The organism is Thiofilum sp., from assembly GCF_016711335.1.
Classification (GTDB): domain Bacteria; phylum Pseudomonadota; class Gammaproteobacteria; order Thiotrichales; family Thiotrichaceae; genus Thiofilum.
Genome location: NZ_JADJTF010000001.1, coordinates 1,677,284 through 1,696,717, shown reverse-complemented (window position 1 = coordinate 1,696,717; position 19,434 = coordinate 1,677,284). Strand labels below are relative to the sequence as shown.

The following is a 19,434-nucleotide window of genomic DNA, read 5'->3' as shown; positions in this document are numbered from 1 at the left end:
AGTGTTGTCTACCTCTCCAATAGAGGGTTAATACTCGTTATAATCCTATTTTGTTCCTTGCTGAACTTACTCCAATACTCATAAAACAGGAATTTACCCATGACCAGTACCCAACAACGCGCCGAACTGCAACGCCAAATCTGGCAAATTGCCAACGAGGTGCGTGGCTCCGTCGATGGCTGGGACTTCAAACAATATGTGTTAGGCACGTTGTTCTATCGGTTCATTAGTGAAAACTTTGCCAGTTACCTTGAGGGGGATGACGAAAGTGTAAATTATGCCGCACTCCCTGATGATGTTATTACCCCAGAAATTAAAGACGATGCGGTTAAAACCAAGGGGTATTTCATCTACCCCAGCCAGTTGTTCGTAAACGTTGCTACTAACGCCAATAATAATCCTAATTTGAACACCGATTTGGCTGCTATTTTTGCCGCTATTGAAAGTTCGGCGAATGGCTACCCCTCCGAAGATGATATTAAAGGCTTGTTTGCCGATTTTGATACCACCAGTAACCGATTGGGCAATACGGTTAAAGATAAAAACACCCGTTTAGCCGCTGTACTCAAAGGCGTGGCAGGACTTAGTTTTGGCAATTTCCAAAATAACCAGATTGATTTGTTTGGTGATGCCTATGAGTTTTTGATTTCTAACTATGCCGCGAATGCGGGTAAATCAGGCGGTGAGTTTTTTACCCCGCAACACGTATCCAAGCTGATTGCGCAACTGGCAATGCACGGGCAAAAGACCGTCAATAAAATTTACGACCCCGCTGCTGGCTCAGGCTCATTGTTGTTGCAAGCTAAAAAACACTTTGATGCTCATATCATCGAAGAAGGTTTCTACGGGCAGGAAATCAACCACACCACCTATAACCTTGCGCGTATGAATATGTTTTTGCACAACATCAATTACGATAAGTTCCATGTGGCGTTGGGTAACACGCTATTAGACCCTCATTTTGGCGATGACAAACCCTTTGATGCGATTGTGTCTAACCCGCCGTATTCGGTGAACTGGATTGGCAGCGACGACCCCACCCTTATTAACGATGAACGCTTTGCCCCCGCTGGTGTATTAGCCCCCAAGTCTAAGGCTGACTTTGCATTTGTATTACATTGCTTAAGTTATTTATCTGGCAAAGGACGGGCAGCGATTGTTTGCTTCCCCGGTATTTTTTACCGAGGAGGTGCGGAGCAGAAAATTCGCCAATATTTGGTGGATAATAACTACGTTGAAACCGTGATTGCTTTAGCCCCCAATTTGTTTTTTGGTACCTCTATTGCCGTCAATATCTTAGTGCTTTCCAAACACAAAACCGATACCAAAACCCAGTTTATTGATGCCAGCAGTTTGTTCAAAAAAGAAACCAATAACAATATGCTCACCGATGAACATATCGAGCCAATCATGAGGGCATTCGATAGCAAGGATGAGGTTGCCCATTTTGCTAAATCGGTGGAATACGTTGATATTGCTAAAAATGAATACAACCTGTCGGTCAGTTCTTATGTGGAAGCTAAAGATACCCGCGAAGTGATTGATATTGCCAAGCTCAATGCCGAATTGAAAAGCACGGTGGCGAAGATTGACCGTTTACGTGCTGATATTGATGCCATTGTTGCAGAGATTGAGGGGACGGTATGATGTTAGATGAATCAAAAAATCAACCACCCAACCTGCAAACGAGTGATCTGCTGCGCGATGTAAAGGCTCTTGTTGAACAAGGTCGTGGCCAAGTCGCTGTAGCGGTGAATAGTGCGCTTACCCTCACCTATTGGCAGGTTGGCCGTCGAATAAATGCAGAAGTGCTGCATGGTGAGAGAGCGGAATACGGCAAGCAGGTTGTGGTGTCTCTGGCTCAAGAGCTTGTCGCACTTTATGGCAAAAGTTTTGAGGCGAACAATCTGCGGCGCATGATGCAGTTTGCAGAGACTTTTCCAGATATTGAGATTGTCGTTCCGCTGGCACGACAATTGAGTTGGTCGCATTTTCTGGCATTGATTCCTTTGAAATCACTCGAAGCTAGATTGTTTTATGCACGTACCGCTATTGATGCAGGTTGGAGTAAACGGGTATTGAGGCTTCAGATTGAGCGTAAAGTCTTTGAACGCGCTGAGATCGCTGATACTAAGCTGGCACTAGCCGATGCAGGGCATTTATACGGAAATTTCAAGGATCCTTACTTCTTAGATTTTTTGGGGTTGAAGGAGGGATATTTAGAAAATGAACTGGAGAATGCCATCCTCAAAGAACTTGAGCTTTTTATTCTGGAGTTGGGGAAAGGTTTTGCGTTTGTAGAACGCCAAAAACGTATGATCATTGACGGAGAAGATTTTTATCTTGACCTGCTTTTTTTTCACCGTAAGCTGAGACGTTTGGTCGCGGTTGAACTGAAAATAAACCATTTTAAAGCAGCTTATAAAGGGCAGATGGAGCTGTATCTGAACTGGCTGAATAAACACGAGCGGCAAGCAGGAGAGGAAGCACCCATTGGTTTGATTCTTTGTGCAGAAGCGGGTTCTGAGCAGGTGGAGCTGCTGAATATGCCCAAGGATAATATTATGGTTGCTGAGTATTGGACATGCTTGCCATCTAGGAAATTACTGGAAGAAAAGTTGCATAGCGCATTGATTGAAGTACGCGAACGGCTGGCAGAACGTAGGTTATTGGAAGGTGACAAAAAATGAGTTTTATGAAGGGAATCGAGGTTAGCTATTATAACGCAGGTTATAGCATCTTCAAAACCAAGGAGCTATAACCATGAGTAATATCTTAGACCTACTCAAAGGTGTTGAAGTTAAATGGAAACCGCTGGGGGAAGTTGCCAAAATAAAGCATGGAAAAGATTGGAAAGGTTTAAATTCAGGAGATATTCCGGTTTATGGTTCGGGAGGAGTCATGGGATATGTCGATACATACTCATATAACAAGCCAACAGTTTTGATTCCTCGAAAAGGCTCGATTACAAATATTTTTTATGTTGAATCGCCATTTTGGAACGTTGATACAATTTACTATACAGAAATTGATGAATCGAAGGTTTTTCCAAAATTTCTTTATTATTTTATTACAACAATAGACCTCATGGCATTGGATGCTGGCTCAGGTAGGCCAAGCTTAACACAAGCTATTTTAAACAAAATTCCAATCCCCATTCCTCCGCTGCATATTCAAACCGAAATCATTCGTATTTTGGACGCATTTACCGCTCTTACCGCCGCTCTTACCGCCGCTCTTACCGTCGCTCTTACTATGCGGAAAAAACAATACAACTACTATCGTGATCAGTTGTTGAGTTTTGAAGAGGGGGATGTGGAATGGAAAACTTTGGGAGAGGTGGCAATAATTGGTACAGGCAGTCATGACACACAAGATGCTATTGAGGATGGGGATTATATTTTTTATGCTCGCGGTCGTGAGCCGTTAAAGCTAAATATGTTTGACTTTGATGAAACTGCGATTATCACTGCTGGAGATGGTGCTGGGGTAGGAAAAGTATTTCATTACGCCCAAGGTAAATATGCACTACATCAGCGAGCATACCGTATTGTCCCAAGCGAAAATATGGATTCGAGATTTGTATATCATTACATAGCATCATATTTTTACACGTACATACAAAAAGCATCGGTGAGTTCATCTGTCACTTCACTCCGCAGGCCAATGTTTCTAAACTTTCCGATACCAGTACCTTCGTTCTCCGAACAAAAGCGAATTGTTGCTATTTTGGATAAATTTTATGTGCTAACCAATTCAATTACTGAGGGTTTACCGCGTGAAGTCGAATTACGTCAAAAGCAATATGAATATTATCGTGAAAAGCTATTGAGTTTTCCAAAACCAGCGCTAGAGGCATAGTATGGCATCATCATTAACAGATATTGCACAACAACTCAAAAAATCCAATAAAAAAGTTCATTTGATTTATGCCTTTAATGGTACTGGTAAGACTCGTTTGTCGCGAGAGTTTAAAGATTTAATTGTACCAAAAACCGAAACTGAAAAAGATGCAGAGGAAACAAAATTAGTACACAAAAAAATACTTTATTACAATGCATTTACGGAAGATTTGTTCTATTGGGATAATGACTTGGAGTTTGATGTTGAGCCTAAATTAAAAATTCAACCAAACTCTTTTACTCAATGGGTTCTGCAAAATCAAGGTCAAGATCAGAATATTACTACCAGCTTTCAACAGTATACCAATGAAAAGCTAACTCCTAAATTTAGTTCTGATTTTTCTGAAGTTACATTTTCTTATATGCGAGGAAATGATGAGGTATCAGAAAATATAAAAATATCAAAAGGCGAGGAAAGCAACTTTATCTGGAGTGTGTTTTATTCTTTGCTCAAGCAAGTAATTGATGTCTTGAATGTGGCAGAACCTAGCGAACGTGAAACGTCGGATTTTGATCAGTTAGAATATGTATTTATTGATGATCCCGTAAGTTCTTTAGATGAGAATCATTTAATTGAGCTGGCAGTGAATTTAGCGCAACTGGTTAAATCCAGTACATCAAGTATTAAGTTTATTATCACAACTCATAACCCACTTTTTTACAACATACTGCACAATGAGTTTAAGAAAGACACCTTTAAGAAGTATGTTCTTAAAAAATATGAAAATGGAGAATATGATTTAGTATCTCAGTCCAGTGATTCACCATTTTCGTATCATCTTTATCTTAAGGCTGAGCTTGAAAAAGCTATTGAGACGGGTTTTTTGCACAAATACCACTTTAATTTCCTTAGAAATATTTTGGAAAAAACATCAACATTTCTGGGTTATCAAAGTTGGGCAGAGTTACTGCCTCAGATCGCAGGTAGTCGTAACCCTTATGAAGCACGTATTATCAATATATCAAGCCACTCTAAGCATTCAGGGGATGAGATAGTTGAATTGAACACTGATGATAAGCGTGTTTTGAGCTATTTGGTGAAGCACATTAATGAAACCTATCGTTTCAAGTCGATTGTTAGCTAAATGAAAAAGTATTATTCGAGGATGAGTAAATGAAAGAATATAAAACCATCGTAGAGTCGAATAGCTTCATCGTGCTAGATAAGTACACCAAGTGTTCACAGGTCAATGAAGGCTATCAAAGCGAATATGACTTAGAGCGTGAATTTATCGAAAATTTGGAAAGCCAAGGTTATGAGTATCTGCGTGATCTCAATACCCACGAAAAAATGCTGGCTAATGTGCGAGTACAGTTGCAAACCCTCAATGATGTGCAGTTTTCAGATAGCGAATGGCAACGCTTTGTTGAGGAATACTTAGACAAGCCTAGTGATAATAGCATCGACAAAACCCGCAAAATTCATAATGACTACATTTATGATTTTGTTTTTGATGATGGGCATATACAAAATATTTACCTTTTAGATAAAAAAACTATTGCCCGTAATAAATTACAAGTGATTAGACAGTTTGAGCAAAAAGGTACACAGATTAATCGCTATGATGTTACTATTTTGGTGAATGGCTTGCCATTAGTGCAAGTTGAGCTAAAAAAACGGGGCGTAGCCATCCGTGAAGCCTTTAACCAAGTTCATCGTTACAGCAAGGAAAGTTTCAATGCTGAACACTCGTTGTTTAAGTATTTGCAGCTTTTTGTGATTTCAAACGGCACGGACACCCGTTATTTTTCCAATACGACTAAGCGTGATAAAAACAGTTTCGATTTCACCATGAATTGGGCAAGATCGGACAATACCCTGATAAAGGATTTAAAAGACTTTACTACTACCTTTTTCCAACAAAATACCTTGTTGAATGTACTGATAAACTATTCAGTATTTGATGTCAGCGATACCTTGTTAATTATGCGCCCTTATCAGATTGCTGCGACTGAGCGTATTTTGTGCAAAATCAATAGCGCCTATCAGACAAAAAACTGGAGCACTACTAAGGGCGGTGGTTATATTTGGCACACAACAGGTTCAGGAAAAACCCTCACCAGTTTTAAGGCAGCACGTTTAGCGACTGAGTTAGAGTTTATTGATAAAGTATTTTTTGTGGTGGATCGTAAAGACCTCGATTATCAAACCATGAAGGAGTATCAACGCTTTTCACCCGATAGTGTCAATGGCTCAGAGAGTACCGCAGGACTAAAACGTAATCTTGATAAAGACGATAATAAAATCATCGTCACTACCATTCAAAAACTGAATAACTTGATGAAAAATGAAAACGACTTGCCTATTTATACTAAGCAAGTCGTATTTATTTTTGATGAAGCGCACCGCTCGCAATTCGGTGAGGCTCAAAAAAACTTAAAGAAAAAATTTAAAAAGTTTTATCAGTTTGGATTTACAGGCACACCGATTTTTGGGAAAAACGCATTAGGTGCAGAAACCACTGAATCGGTGTTTGGGTATAACTTGCATTCTTATGTGATTACTGATGCCATTCGTGATGAGAAAGTATTAAAGTTTAAAGTGGATTATAATGATGTCCGTCCAAAGTTTAAGGCAATTGAAACGGAACAAGACGAGAAAAAGCTTACCGCAGCAGAAAACAAACACGCCTTATTGCATCCTGAGCGTATTCGGGAAATCGCACAATATATTCTGAATAATTTTAAGCAAAAAACTCACCGCTTACAGGCTAACGGCAAGGGCTTTAACGCTATGTTTGCGGTAAGTAGTGTAGATGCAGCTAAGTCATATTATGAAGCCTTTAAGCATTTACAGAAAGATAGTTATAAGCCACTTAAGATTGCGACTATCTTTTCTTTTGCTGCCAATGAAGAACAAGACGCGGTAGGCGATATTGTAGATGAAAGCTTTGAGCTTAGCGCGATGGATAGTAGTGCGAAGGAGTTCTTAAGCTCAGCCATTGCTGATTATAATGCACTCTTTAAAACCAATTACGGTGTTGATAGCAAGGCATTTCAAAATTATTACCGTGATTTGGCAAAACGAGTAAAAAACCAAGAGGTTGATTTGATCATTGTAGTGGGTATGTTTTTGACAGGCTTTGATGCGCCTACATTAAATACCCTATTCGTGGATAAAAAATTGCGTTACCACGGTTTGATACAAGCCTACTCACGTACTAACCGTATTTATGATGCGACTAAAACATTTGGTAATATCGTTACTTTCCGTGATCTAAAGGAAGCTACTGAGGAAGCCATTACCTGTTTTGGTGATGAGAATACCAAAAATGTGGTGCTGGAAAAAAGCTATAAAGAATACATGGAAGGCTTCACTGATAGTGTAACTGGTGAAGCTCGTCGTGGTTTTATGGATGTGGTAGAAGAATTACAACAACGCTTTCCAAACCCTGATGATATTGTTAAAGAAAAAGATAAAAAAGATTTTGCTAAATTATTTGGTGAATATTTACGTGTCGAGAATGTCTTGCAAAACTATGATGAATTTGCAGGCTTAAAAGCTTTGCAGAATGTGGATATGACCGACCCTGCTAATGTCGAAGCATTTAAGGCTAAGTATTACTTAAACGATGCTGACTTAACTGCGATGCAGGCGGTTACGATTCCAAGTGAGCGAACTATTCAAGATTACCGCTCAACTTATAACGATATTCGTGACTGGCTACGACGGGAAAAATCTACCAAAGAAAAAGAAGCATCTACCCTTGATTGGGATGATGTGGTTTTTGAGGTGGATTTACTTAAGTCGCAAGAGATTAATCTGGATTATATTCTTGAGTTAGTTTTTGAACACAACAAAAAAATAAAAGATAAGGTGGCATTGGTCGAAGAAGTGCGCCGTTTAATTCGTGCCAGTCTTGGTAATCGTGCCAAAGAAAGTTTGCTGGTTGATTTTATTAATCAAACTAACTTGGACAGCATTCTCGACAAACCTAGTATTATTGAAGCTTTTTTTACCTTTGCTCAGGCAGAACAACAGCGTGAGGCAGATGAGTTGATTAGTTCGGAAAACCTGAATGTGGAAGCAGCCAAACGTTATATCACGGTATCGTTAAAACGAGAATATGCCAGTGAAAATGGTACAGAACTCAATGCGGTTCTTCCAAAGATGAGTCCGCTTAATCCGCACTATTTAACGAAAAAACAAAGTGTTTTTCAAAAAATAGCAGCCTTTGTGGAGAAATTTAAAGGTGTGGGTGGGACGGTTTAACGACTTTTTTCTCGCTTATACAAAAGGCTGGATCAACCAGCCTTTAGCAGTATCATTGCGATACCTTGGGAGTGAAGAATAGAGTTATAGATTATAAGCGCGTTCACCGTGAGTTACTGTGTCTAAACCTTCACGTTCTTCTTCACTATTGACACGTAATCCCATAGTGACATCAATCAATTTAAATAATACAAAGCTCACTACACCTGACCATATAATCGCAGTGACTACACCCCAAGCTTGGCTGATAAATTGTGCCACCATATTATATTCGGCAACGGCATTGGCAGTGTAATCAAATACACCAGAACCACCTAACGCTGGGCTAGCCACCACCGCAGTGCCTAGCGCACCGATTACCCCACCAATACCGTGTACACCGAATACGTCGAGTGAATCATCGTAACCAATCCAACGTTTCATTACGGTCACACCCCATAGACACGCCGCACCTGCCACTGCGCCTAAAATAATCGCACCCATAGGGCCAGAGAAACCCGCCGCCGGAGTCACTGCAACCAGACCTGACACTGCACCTGATACAATACCCAGCATAGAAGGCTTACCACGAATCATCCACTCAACGAACATCCACGCTAAAGCCGCCGCTGCCGTTGCTACTACTGTATTGACCATGGCTAAGACTGCTGTTCCTGTGGCTTCCAAATTAGAGCCCGCATTAAAGCCGAACCAACCGACCCAGAGTAACGAACCACCGATCATAGTTAAGGCTAAATTATGAGGAGCCATCGCTTCTTTACCATAACCAATCCGCTTACCAATCACCATTGCACCCACTAAAGCGGCAATCGCTGCATTAATATGGACGACTGTACCACCTGCAAAATCGAGAGCACCGTGACTAAATAAAAAACCTGCTGGCGCAGTAGGTGCTGAAGGACCACCCCAGAACCACACCATATGAGCCATGGGTAAATAAGAGAAAGTGAACCATAAAGCACTGAAGACAATTAAGGCTGAAAACTTAATGCGCTCGGCAAATCCACCCACGATCAAAGCAGCCGTAATCCCCGCAAAGGTTAATTGGAATACCATAAATACCATTTCAGGAATGACTACACCTTTGGAGAAGGTTTCAACCACCGCAGCAGTATCAACGCCCTTAAGGAACAGTTTGTCAAAACCACCTATAAAGCTATTGAGCGCTCCGCCATCGGTGAAGGCTAGGCTATAACCATAAACCACCCATAAAATGGCAATCACGCAAAAAATAGCAAACACTTGGCTCAGTACTGACAACATATTTTTAGCGCGTACTAAACCGCCATAAAATAAAGCCAAACCGGGTAAAATCATCAAAATAACCAGAATGGTAGAAATCATCATCCAAGTGGTATCGCCTTTATCCGGCACAGGAGTATCTGCTAGTGCTAAACTCGATGCCCCCAATAAAGTCATTAAACTCATTAACCGTAAATACTTCATATTTCAATGCTCCTTAGAGTGCATCCACGCCGCGTTCGCTAGTGCGAATCCGAATAGCTTGTTCAATAGGGGATACGAAAATTTTGCCGTCACCAATTTTTCCGGTATTAGCTGAATTAGTGATTACTTCAATCACCTGATCAACCACTGCATCATCCACCGCTGCTTCTAATTTAATTTTAGGCAAAAAATCAACAACATACTCAGCACCACGATATAACTCAGTATGTCCTTTCTGGCGACCAAATCCTTTGACCTCTGTAACTGTTATTCCCTTAATCCCAATTTCACCCAAGGCATCGCGCACATCATCGAGCTTAAAGGGTTTAATAATGGCAGTGATCATTTTCATTTAATGTGTACTCCATAACCGTCTGTGGAATGGACTCTAAAAGTGTCCGGTTAGGAAATACTTTGCAATTGATATGCCAAACCCTTATAGAGGCGCTATTAATAGAAAAGTACTTAAATAGTGCATCCATTTTGCACTAAAAAAGTGCTTATACTATTGCAGCGCACCATGGTTAGAGTACATTTTATAAGCAGACTTTAGGCATTAATGAGTTTTACTTGGGAAAGTATTAGAACTTGTCTATAGTTAGGGAAAACTAACATGGGTTTCATATGTCTCAGCCTGCGCCAAGTACTCAACGCCCCAGAGGGGGGGGACTTCGTTTATCGCACGTACTCATCTTTGTTATTATCGTGGTGGGTTTAATTCTGCTATACAAAAAAAACATGATCCCCGGCATGGATAAACTCCCCAGTATGAGCCAGATTACTGAGAGACTACCTAGTATCAGTCTGCCCAAAGTGCCTGCTAATACGACTAATCAAGGGGTTAATGCCTCGGTAGCTGCCCCAGAGGGTGAACTTTTAACCGATGAATGGGTTCCACCCAATGATGATAATGCGGTGTATCAAGACAGTAACGACTCCAATAGCACCTCCCTGATGACTCAAGAACCTGTTGCCGCCGCTACCCAAGCCATACAAGAGACGCCACAAACCCAAAGCTTAGAATATAGACGCAGCACCCGCTCTGCTCCAGTGCGAGTCACTAATCCACCTGCTGAGTTTCCAGCCAATTTAGCTAAAGGTTATTACACCGTACAAGTCTATGCCGGCTATTATTCAAAAACGGCTTACAGTATTAGGCGCTCCTTAGAGCAAGATGGTTATTTAGTTTATATTTACCAAATAGAAGATAAGGCTGGCATATTATTTAGAGTACGAGTAGGACGTTATGCTAATTTAAATAGCGCCCGTGCAGTACGTGATCAGATTCGCCGCCGCTATCCCAAATTATTGAGTAAAAGTTTCGTGTTAATGCGCCAACCGAGTTACTAAAAGCTTAAGGCTTCAAAAACTGTACGTAATGCGCGTTTTCTAACCCTCGACTCACACAATACGAGCCTTGTTTAAGGGTTTTATCGGCTAAATGCACACTATTACCGCGCACGATTAGAGCGCGTACTGCATTGCCACAATCCTTATTTATAACGTCCCCTACTAGGGCTACCACTCGTATTACACGATCTGCTTTGAAGACTTGTACCTTATCAGTGGCTGGAGAACGCATAAAGCGACAGGGGGCTTGTAGTGCTAATACTTGTTTAGCGTGTTGCCCTATTTGGAGTTGACACTGACCCTGTTCTTGCCATAGCTGCACTACTAGCCCCGTAGGTAGTTGATATTGATCCGTAATATAGGGCTTTGAATCCATCGGGGGCAGGGCTAATTCGGTCAATTGAGTATTAGGGGTGGGTTTGATTTCGACTTTAGGAGTCAAAGTTGCATCAGCTTGTTCTTGGCAAGCGGTGCATAGCAAACTCAAGGTAGCGATGAGCAATACTCGCTGGCAGCATATGGGGACTATCATCCTAATACCTCTTAATCCTTGTCACTCCTAAAGTGTATACCTTAGGAGCTTAAGTCAAAGGATTATTGAGTCAAGTTACTGCAAGCGTTCCCGTAAGCGACTGCTACGCGGAAAATGCGCACATAAAAACTCCATTTGATCCGCTAAAATATGCCTACCTTGAAGATACACATATTCCGCATAAGTCGGCTGAAAAGGTATAGCCAAGAGGGGCATATGCGCCTGCTCAGGGGTGCGTCCCCCTTTAAGGCTATTACAATCACGGCAAGCCGTCACCACATTCGTCCAAGTATCTTGTCCACCTTGTACAAGGGGGCGAATATGATCACGGGATAAGTGCCGCTCACTAAAGGTTTCGCCGCAATACATACAGGTATGGCTATCACGCCTAAACAAAGCTGAATTATTCAAAGGGGGTATATAGCGTTGGCTATTAAGCCCGTGCTGACTACCCACCGTTGCGATAATAGAATTAATCTCAAGCACACTTTGTTCGCCGGTACGCGCATTAATCCCACCATGAATCACTAATAGAGGCGATCCACAGGTATAGGCTACTTGATCGGCACAATATAATTTTACGGCCGTTTGGAAATGAATCCATTCGAGTGGCAAGCCACTGATATCCGTTCGCAAAATCGCTTGATTTAAGTTTTGTTCCATATCGTTATCCTTGTTTGCTAGTGTGTCAGCACTGATAGGCTCCTATCCTACTGAATGAGTACATAAAAAAAGTTAAAGTTTGGTGACAAGCCATAAATGAGCATATTAACGAAACCTAATGCTTGTCGGTTAGACCTCGATTGGATTATGCTCTACATTAGGTCATCTGTGAAAAGGTAAATACTATGTTTAAATTAGATTTTGGTTTTGGTTTGCCCATGGCAATTGTGATTGCCTTAGTGGCATGGTCATGGTTCTCATTCTTCTCGGTAGTCTTCTTTGGCAATTAACAGCCTTTGAATAGACCAAAAAAAAGCCGCTTAACGCGGCTTTTTTTATAGAAGTCATTTTATGCTTCCAACAGAACCGCCTGTTTTAATTTCTTCACCGCCACATTTTCCAATTGGCGAATACGCTCGGCTGATACGTGATAACGCTCAGCCAACTCTTGCAAGGTTGCCTTTTCTTCCGCTAACCAGCGACTCGCTAAGATGTCACGGCTACGCTCATCGAGTTCACTGAGTGCTAGCGCAAAACGCTCACGCGTAAAATCCTCCCACTCCTCATTTTCGAGAACTTCAGAAGGATCATAATCACTACTGGCTAAGTAGTGTTGTGGTGCATAGTTTTGTTCACTGTCTTCTTGATCCGGTGATAAATCAAACGCCACATCTTGCGCACTCATGCGCTTTTCCATTTCTAATACATCCGCCGTGCTCACCCCTAAATCATCGGCGACAGACTGTGCCTCTTGATGAGTGAGCCATCCCAGACGATTTTTGCTACTACGTAAATTAAAGAACAACTTACGTTGTGCTTTAGTGGTAGCAACTTTAACAATCTTCCAGTTGCGTAAAATAAACTCATGAATTTCAGCGCGAATCCAATGTACTGCAAACGAGATCAGGCGCACATTAATCTCCGGATCGAAACGTTTGACCGCTTTCATCAGCCCAATGTTCCCTTCTTGGATTAAATCACCTAATGCCAGACCATAACCATTATAGCCCCTCGCCACTTTTACCACGAAGCGTAGGTTATGCAACACCAAACGTCGTGCCGCATCTAAGTCATTATATAAGCGGAGACGTGAGGCTAATTCTTTTTCTGCGTCTGCCTCGAGTACGGGAATCGCATGAATGGCATGGATATAACTCTCCAAGCTACCCACAGGGCTTGGTAAAGTTTGTCCACGTAACATCAATGCTTGACTCATAATAGGGTAATCTCCTTAAGATTAACGATTTTTAGTGCTTGACTTTTTGCTATTTTAGCACTCTTTAATGATGAGTGCTAATTTTTTTGGTTAAAACCCCTTGACAGCTCGTAAACAGAATTGCTACCTCTGTACTACCCACCCTTTAGTGCCTCTCTAGCTCGCCTTATTATTAAACTGTCTTATAACCTAGAGTGGCTCTATTATGCTTGGCCTTACAGATCATTCCACTGACTCTCATGCCACTAGCAATGTCCTAGAGGCAAACTCTACTCGATTAAAAATTCCACCTCTCCCCACAGAGCAACTCGATTCTAGTCAACGCATTCAGGTGCTAGAAGCGGAACTCATTAAACGTAACCAACTTATTGAAGAGTTTGAGTATCTATTAGAAACTCGTACCAAGCAAATCAATGACAAAGATCTACAGCTTCAAAGCAAAATCCGCGAATTACAAAGCTTTATGGAGATACAAGAGCATGCACGCGCTCAAGGTATTAAGCCAAACTTACAGTATACCCACCAACTGAATGTATTGCGCAAACAGCTCTCTGATAAAGAACACGAAATTTATAAGCTCAAACTGCACTATGAAGAAGATGTGCATCAACGTGATAAGCAACTAGAAGAGCGTGAGCGCTTATTAGTGAAGCGCCACCGTGAGATTGAAGCGCGTGACAAACAACTAGCAAAGCGTGATGAGATTATTACTGCCTTAGAAGCCAAACTATTAGAGCTAAATCGTTGGACACATGAGCATCAAAAACAACAGGCTCAGGCGGCTAATTTAGTGGCTGATCATCAACAAATGATTAGCGAGCAAGAGCAGCACATTCAACAGCGTAATAAACAACTCAGCCAATGGGGTGAGCGCCTTACTCAATTAGAACAGCAACTTCAACAACGTGAAACCGTATTACAAGAGCGTGATCAAGCGATTAAGCAACAGTTAGAACTGATTCAGCAGCAAGGACAACAGTTTAAGCAACAGCAAGAGTTATTACACACTCAGACCCTACAACTGCAAGCACAAGAACAGCATTTATTAGAACGCGAGCAGCAATTAACCCAACGGGATCAACAAATCACGGAGCGCGATCAACAAATTGCCCAACGGGATCAGGTCACATTAGCTAAAGCAGAACTACTAACCCAACGTGATACTCACTTAACCGAGCAAACTTATCAGCTTAATAACCGCGATCAAGCGATTCAGGAACGTGATCAAACCATTCAAGAGTTACAACAGCGCATTGAAAAGCTGGATGCGATTTTGCAAACCCGCCAAGCCAAACTAGAAGAATGCAATCAGCAATTTCTTAATCTAGAACAGCTTTTATCCAAAAAAGCTCAACATATTGAGTTTTTAGAGCATCAGATGCAGGAATGGCAACAACATCTCAAAGAGCGCGAGCACACCCTCACCCAACAACAACTCCATGTTGCGCAATTACAAAGCACACTGCTAGAAAAAGACCATGTGATTGCGGAAAAAGATCAAACCCTGATTAAGCATAGTCGTGCTTTAGAACAGCACACGCTTCATTTGAAAGACTGGGAAAAACAACTCAGCCAACGCGAACAGGATTTAGAGTTACGTCATCACAGTGTCACCACTTTAGAAGAAGAACTCAGAGCACAATTAGCGACTCTTGCAGAACTATTAAAAACACCACAACCCTCCTATGCTGAACCTACCGAGCTACTTAAACAAGCTCAACACCGCCTAGAACAACGTGAGCAACATTTACAAGGCTTGGAGCAGCAAATTATCCAGCGATTAGCCGCGCTACAAAGCTATCAGGATTCAGAAGGCAGCCGTTATATGGAGGCGTTGAAACAACGTGAGAAAGTGATTCAGCTTAAAACACAGATGATTGAACAACTCAATCAACAGTTACAGGTCAAAGACAAAATTCTACGGCAACGTGAGCAACAACTACGTATGGTACGTATTAATGAACCGATGAGTATCACACAGTAGGCCGTGACAGTGTGTAGGGGTTATGTTATTGATACTACATGACCCAACTCAGTACTAAAACGTGCCTAACCTACGTTTCTAATGCCGTGCGCCCCCTGCTATTAGCTGGTTTGCTGCTATTAGTGGGTGGCTTATTGCTAGGTATCACCTACTCACTCGCACGCCACACACTGTATGTTCAGTTAGAACAAGAAGCGAATTATCATCTAGCCCATTTAAAAAGTAAACTAGATGCTCTCTTGATGCGTCATGCTTATTTGCCCCTAATATTAGCTAAAAACCCGCTGATTATTGACTACCTCAGCACACCTGCCCCCTCACCAGCAACGCTACCGTATTTAAATCTCTATCTCACCGATCTTAATCAACAAGCCGGTACTCAAGATATTTATCTTAAAAATACTGCTGGACTAACTATCGCTGCTAGTAATTGGCAAAGCCCTAATACGTTTATTGGGCAAAACTATCATTTTCGCCCCTACTTTCAACAGGCTATGCAAGGACAATTGGGGCGCTATTATGCGTTAGGTAGTGCCTCCAAAGAGCGTGGCTATTATTTTTCCTATGCGGTTAGAAACACGCAGGGGCAAATCATCGGGGTGATTACCGTCAAAATTAATATTACGCACTTTGAACAAGACTGGACGGCAGATCAAGCACCTGCTGAGTTTATGATTACCGATGAACTAGGTGTTATTTTTATGACCAGTCAAAAGCACTGGTCGCTACATGCACTCAGCCCTCTGAACGCTGAAGCACAACAAAAACTTAATACCACACGACGTTATAATGGCAAAACGATTCCAGCCCTCGCTACTCAAACCCCTTTACTAACAAATGCTGCTGAATGGCAATGGGATAAGCACACCTATACCCATGTTTATAAGGAGCTGCCCCAAGAGGGCTGGACGGTACACATTTTAATAGATCAACAACCTATTGAGCGCCAACTGCTTTGGATTACGTTGATAACCAGCTTAGTACTGGGCATGGCAGGGTTATTAGGTTATTTCGCTTGGCGCATGAGCAGACAGCGGCGTCATTATGAGCAACAAGCACTGGAAGCCTTAGAAACTAAAGTCACCGAACGTACTCAGGCACTAAAACAAGCTCAAGGGGAACTGATCCAAGCGGCCAAAATGGCTGCACTAGGACAACTAGCCGCTAGCATTAATCATGAACTCAATAATCCGTTAAGCGCCATACGCACCTATGCCGATAATGCACAGCAATTACTGACGCTTAGCCATTACACCTTAGTACAACAAAATCTCACTGAAATTAGTCAACTCACCGAGCGCATGGCAACCATCACTCATCAACTTAAACTGTTTTCACGTAAGAGCCACGGTAGTTTTAGCGCGTGCTCCTTAGAAGGAGCCATTCAAGCCGCCTTATTAATCATGCACCCTGCATTACTAAAACACCAAGTCACTCTAAACACCGATTATGCTCCTGATTTACCGTTGGTATGGGCAGATCAGATTTGGCTAGAGCAAATTATTGTTAATTTAATCAGTAATGCCATTGATGCCACGCAAGAGCAAACAAGGCGTGAAATCGAGTTAAAAGCTTATGCTGATGTGACACGAGTCTATTTACAGGTATTAGATAATGGCACTGGTATTCAAGCCGCTGATTTAGAGCATTTATTTGAAGCCTTTTTTACTACCAAAAGTTTAGGGCAAGGGCTTGGTTTAGGCTTATCTATCTCTTATCGTTTAGCCAAAGATATGCAAGGCGAACTGAGTGCTGCCAACCGCTCTCCCCGTGGCGCTGTCTTTACTTTATCACTCCCACCAGCACTGAATAATCATGGCGCAAATTCTACTCATTGATGATGAACCAATGATTCGTAACTCTGCGAGTCAGACTCTAGTACTAGCAGGGTATGAAGTATTGAGTTTTGCCGAAGGCATGAGCGCTCTTGCCCATCTCACACCAGACTTTAATGGAATAGTGATTAGCGATATTCGTATGCCGAGCATGGATGGCTTAGAGGTTTTACAACAGGCTTTACATATTGATAAAGACTTACCCGTTATTTTGATTAGTGGGCATGCGGATGTAGCCACCGCAGTACAAGCCATGCGTGATGGCGCCTATGACCTACTAGAAAAACCCTTTGCCGCTAATCAATTAGTTGAGGTAGTCAAACGTGCCCTAGAAAAGCGCCGTTTAACCTTAGAAAATCGCTCACTTAAAGAAGAACTCACTAATCGAGAGCGTATTGGTCCCCGCATTATGGGACAAGCCCCCTCGATACTGAATCTACGTAAAATGATTACGCGTTTAGCGCAAGTAGATACCGATGTTTTAATTTGGGGGGAAATGGGGACAGGTAAAGAATTAGTCGCTCGCTCCCTACATGAGCAAAGCCAGCGCCGTATTCATAATTTTATTACCTTTAGCTGTGCTTCTGGCAACCAACTCGCTTTAGAGCAGGAACTGTTTGGCTTCCCCGCCCTACAAGGCAATAAAACTAACCCCCTCAGCAAAATGGAGGCTGCCAACGGAGGAACCTTGTTTTTAGACGAAATCGAGTATTTGCCATTAAATACTCAAGCGCGTTTATTACACACTTTGCAAGAACGCTCTTTAGAGACTCAGGTACGTACTAAACGGGTTCCGGTTAATTTTCGCCTCATTGCTTCTAGTCAAATTGACTTAAAAACAGCAGCTGAGCGTGAGGAATTTAGGCTCGATTTATATTATCGTTTGAATGTAGTGAGTTTAGAAATTCCTCCTCTACGCTTTCGACCGGATGATATTCCCTTGCTATTTCAACACTTTGTATTGGTAGCGGCTGCACGTTGTGAAACCGAAGTACCCCCTCTCAATCATCAAGCACTAGAGGTATTATTACGCTACGACTGGCCGGGTAATGTGCGTGAATTACGTAATATCGCTGAGCGTTATGTGTTATTAGGTGAAAATTATAGTTATGATTTAGGCGCTCTCATGCGTTCTGACACAACGCTAAGTGGGGACTCCTTAGCTGCCAAAGTAGCGAGCTTTGAAAAAACGCTGATCCGCCAAGCCTTAAATCAGTGCCAAGGTAATATTCGTTTGGTAATGGAACAGTTAAATATTCCACGCAAAACGCTAACCGATAAAATGAGCAAATACGGTCTGGAACGCAGTCAGTTTAAAGATCCTCTTCATTGAGGAAAGTTTTAGCTTTACGCTGTTTTAAAGGAACAGTAGCTTTGAGCCAATCTTGCGCTTGATCAGTAATAGCTCGTACTGCGGGGTGAGTAATACGCCGCTCTACCGAAATGGCATAAAAACGCTCCCAAATTTCTTCGGGGCTGCCAATTAACTCAACGCCCTCATTTTTAAGGGTATCGGCTAATACTGTGGGCGCTGTAAAAATGCCACGCCCTGCCAAGCCAAATGCTTTCATTAAAGCACTATCATCAAACTCACCTACAATTTTAGGCTCTAGGTTCTGATCATAAAACCAGCGCATGAGCTGGGTACGAATCGCAGCCCCTTCATTAGGCATGAGTAGAGGCGCTTGATGGAGGCACTGCGGAAACGCTCCTGCTAGAGCTTGCTTCACCTCCTTAGTACTAAAAAAACTAATACCACTCGCCCCTAAAGGATGACTAAACCCTTTGACATTCATAGTAGAAGGCATAGGACTATCAGCAATCACCAGCTCCATTCGATGTACCGCTAATTCACCCAATAGATCGGGTAACTTTCCTTCGGTACAAATAATGTGTATAGGTTTAGCTAATGTCATGGCGGGTTCTAAAATTTTATACGCAATAGACTTGGGAACTAAGTCCGACACCCCCACTCTAAATAGTTGAGCTTTTCCCTCAGGATAATGTTGGAGCAACTCACGCATTTCCGCACCGAGGGCAAAAATTTCATCTGCATAATCGAGAGCAACTTGCCCTGCTTCACTGAGTTCTAGATTGCGACCACGGCGATGAAAGAGTTGAGTACCTAAATCTTCTTCTAACATGCCTAGCTGCATACTGATCGTTTGTGGGGTAATATGAAGCCTGTCGCTGGCACGAGCGATACTCCCAGCTTTGGCGACCTCTCGAAAATAATACAGATGTTTATAATTGAGCATTGAGAATCGTCAACTTTAAATTGATAAGAGTCCGA

General features: G+C 42.0%; 15 protein-coding genes. 9 read left to right on the top strand and 6 right to left on the bottom strand.

What is annotated here, in order from left to right; all coding sequences use genetic code 11:
- The first annotated feature begins 99 nt into the window (after positions 1 to 99).
- The 5 genes from IPL34_RS08035 to IPL34_RS08015 all read left to right on the top strand — a co-directional run bounded on the left by IPL34_RS08035 (position 100) and on the right by IPL34_RS08015 (position 8,115).
- Positions 100 to 1,647 (top strand): type I restriction-modification system subunit M, encoded by a 1,548-nt coding sequence (locus IPL34_RS08035; protein WP_296840366.1) that lies wholly within the window; start codon positions 100 to 102, stop codon positions 1,645 to 1,647.
- Positions 1,644 to 2,690 carry a PDDEXK nuclease domain-containing protein gene (locus tag IPL34_RS08030; protein ID WP_366931027.1) on the top strand — a complete coding sequence of 349 codons (1,047 nt, stop codon included), beginning with the start codon at positions 1,644 to 1,646 and terminating at the stop codon, positions 2,688 to 2,690. Before IPL34_RS08035 ends, IPL34_RS08030 begins: the two co-directional genes overlap by 4 nt.
- 73 nt (positions 2,691 to 2,763) lie before the next feature.
- Positions 2,764 to 3,861 (top strand): restriction endonuclease subunit S, encoded by a 1,098-nt coding sequence (locus IPL34_RS08025; protein ID WP_296840362.1) that lies wholly within the window; start codon positions 2,764 to 2,766, stop codon positions 3,859 to 3,861.
- A 1-nt stretch (position 3,862) separates the two neighbouring features.
- The gene (locus IPL34_RS08020; protein ID WP_296840359.1) at positions 3,863 to 4,987 is read left to right on the top strand and encodes an anticodon nuclease; all 1,125 of its coding nucleotides are present in this window, start codon (positions 3,863 to 3,865) and stop codon (positions 4,985 to 4,987) included.
- Between the two features lie 29 nt (positions 4,988 to 5,016).
- Entirely contained in the window at positions 5,017 to 8,115 is a 3,099-nt protein-coding gene (locus tag IPL34_RS08015) for a type I restriction endonuclease subunit R (protein ID WP_296840357.1), read from the top strand.
- Between the two features lie 84 nt (positions 8,116 to 8,199).
- Here IPL34_RS08015 and IPL34_RS08010 read toward each other — a convergent pair whose 3' ends face one another.
- Positions 8,200 to 9,561 carry an ammonium transporter gene (locus tag IPL34_RS08010; protein ID WP_296840355.1) on the bottom strand — a complete coding sequence of 454 codons (1,362 nt, stop codon included), beginning with the start codon at positions 9,559 to 9,561 and terminating at the stop codon, positions 8,200 to 8,202.
- A 13-nt stretch (positions 9,562 to 9,574) separates the two neighbouring features.
- Positions 9,575 to 9,913 (bottom strand): P-II family nitrogen regulator, encoded by a 339-nt coding sequence (locus IPL34_RS08005; RefSeq protein ID WP_296840352.1) that lies wholly within the window; start codon positions 9,911 to 9,913, stop codon positions 9,575 to 9,577.
- Between the two features lie 272 nt (positions 9,914 to 10,185).
- On the opposite strand from IPL34_RS08005, the gene IPL34_RS08000 reads away from it, so the two are divergent.
- Entirely contained in the window at positions 10,186 to 10,911 is a 726-nt protein-coding gene (locus IPL34_RS08000; RefSeq protein ID WP_296840350.1) for an SPOR domain-containing protein, read from the top strand.
- 4 nt (positions 10,912 to 10,915) lie between these two features.
- Here the strand turns inward: IPL34_RS08000 and IPL34_RS07995 are convergent, their stop codons facing one another.
- From IPL34_RS07995 to rpoH, 3 genes are all read right to left on the bottom strand, one after another.
- On the bottom strand, positions 10,916 to 11,443 hold the full coding sequence (locus IPL34_RS07995; protein ID WP_296840348.1) for a hypothetical protein: 528 nt from the start codon (positions 11,441 to 11,443) through the stop codon (positions 10,916 to 10,918).
- Between the two features lie 75 nt (positions 11,444 to 11,518).
- Complete coding sequence (locus IPL34_RS07990; protein ID WP_296840346.1) at positions 11,519 to 12,106, bottom strand: HNH endonuclease; 588 nt, start codon at positions 12,104 to 12,106, stop codon at positions 11,519 to 11,521.
- A gap of 349 nt (positions 12,107 to 12,455) precedes the next feature.
- Complete coding sequence (rpoH, locus tag IPL34_RS07985) at positions 12,456 to 13,322, bottom strand: RNA polymerase sigma factor RpoH (RefSeq protein WP_296840344.1); 867 nt, start codon at positions 13,320 to 13,322, stop codon at positions 12,456 to 12,458.
- Between the two features lie 205 nt (positions 13,323 to 13,527).
- On the opposite strand from rpoH, the gene IPL34_RS07980 reads away from it, so the two are divergent.
- From IPL34_RS07980 to IPL34_RS07970, 3 genes are read left to right on the top strand one after another with little or no spacing between them, the layout of a single operon-like run.
- Positions 13,528 to 15,306, top strand: a complete 1,779-nt coding sequence (locus tag IPL34_RS07980) for a hypothetical protein (RefSeq protein WP_296840341.1) — start codon at positions 13,528 to 13,530, stop codon at positions 15,304 to 15,306.
- Positions 15,307 to 15,344: 38 nt separating this feature from the next.
- Positions 15,345 to 17,144 (top strand): ATP-binding protein, encoded by a 1,800-nt coding sequence (locus IPL34_RS07975; protein WP_296840339.1) that lies wholly within the window; start codon positions 15,345 to 15,347, stop codon positions 17,142 to 17,144.
- Positions 17,122 to 18,474, top strand: a complete 1,353-nt coding sequence (locus IPL34_RS07970; RefSeq protein ID WP_296840337.1) for a sigma-54 dependent transcriptional regulator — start codon at positions 17,122 to 17,124, stop codon at positions 18,472 to 18,474. The genes IPL34_RS07975 and IPL34_RS07970 overlap by 23 nt, the downstream gene beginning before the upstream one ends.
- Here IPL34_RS07970 and nhaR read toward each other — a convergent pair.
- Positions 18,455 to 19,399: a transcriptional activator NhaR gene (gene nhaR / locus IPL34_RS07965; protein ID WP_296840335.1), complete on the bottom strand. Its 945-nt coding sequence runs from the start codon at positions 19,397 to 19,399 to the stop codon at positions 18,455 to 18,457. The genes IPL34_RS07970 and nhaR overlap by 20 nt on opposite strands.
- Positions 19,400 to 19,434 lie beyond the last annotated feature (35 nt).

What these genes read in the sequence shown, in the direction of transcription:
- IPL34_RS08020 (WP_296840359.1), top strand. Translation starts at nt 3,863, where the DNA reads ATGGCATCATCATTAACAGATATTGCACAACAACTCAAAAAATCCAAT.
- IPL34_RS08030 (WP_366931027.1), top strand. Translation starts at nt 1,644, where the DNA reads ATGATGTTAGATGAATCAAAAAATCAACCACCCAACCTGCAAACGAGT.
- IPL34_RS07995 (WP_296840348.1), bottom strand. Translation starts at nt 11,443, where the DNA reads ATGATAGTCCCCATATGCTGCCAGCGAGTATTGCTCATCGCTACCTTG.
- IPL34_RS08000 (WP_296840350.1), top strand. Translation starts at nt 10,186, where the DNA reads ATGTCTCAGCCTGCGCCAAGTACTCAACGCCCCAGAGGGGGGGGACTT.
- IPL34_RS07980 (WP_296840341.1), top strand. Translation starts at nt 13,528, where the DNA reads ATGCTTGGCCTTACAGATCATTCCACTGACTCTCATGCCACTAGCAAT.
- IPL34_RS07975 (WP_296840339.1), top strand. Translation starts at nt 15,345, where the DNA reads ATGACCCAACTCAGTACTAAAACGTGCCTAACCTACGTTTCTAATGCC.
- IPL34_RS08035 (WP_296840366.1), top strand. Translation starts at nt 100, where the DNA reads ATGACCAGTACCCAACAACGCGCCGAACTGCAACGCCAAATCTGGCAA.
- IPL34_RS08025 (WP_296840362.1), top strand. Translation starts at nt 2,764, where the DNA reads ATGAGTAATATCTTAGACCTACTCAAAGGTGTTGAAGTTAAATGGAAA.
- IPL34_RS08005 (WP_296840352.1), bottom strand. Translation starts at nt 9,913, where the DNA reads ATGAAAATGATCACTGCCATTATTAAACCCTTTAAGCTCGATGATGTG.
- IPL34_RS07970 (WP_296840337.1), top strand. Translation starts at nt 17,122, where the DNA reads ATGGCGCAAATTCTACTCATTGATGATGAACCAATGATTCGTAACTCT.
- IPL34_RS08010 (WP_296840355.1), bottom strand. Translation starts at nt 9,561, where the DNA reads ATGAAGTATTTACGGTTAATGAGTTTAATGACTTTATTGGGGGCATCG.
- IPL34_RS08015 (WP_296840357.1), top strand. Translation starts at nt 5,017, where the DNA reads ATGAAAGAATATAAAACCATCGTAGAGTCGAATAGCTTCATCGTGCTA.
- IPL34_RS07990 (WP_296840346.1), bottom strand. Translation starts at nt 12,106, where the DNA reads ATGGAACAAAACTTAAATCAAGCGATTTTGCGAACGGATATCAGTGGC.
- rpoH (WP_296840344.1), bottom strand. Translation starts at nt 13,322, where the DNA reads ATGAGTCAAGCATTGATGTTACGTGGACAAACTTTACCAAGCCCTGTG.
- nhaR (WP_296840335.1), bottom strand. Translation starts at nt 19,399, where the DNA reads ATGCTCAATTATAAACATCTGTATTATTTTCGAGAGGTCGCCAAAGCT.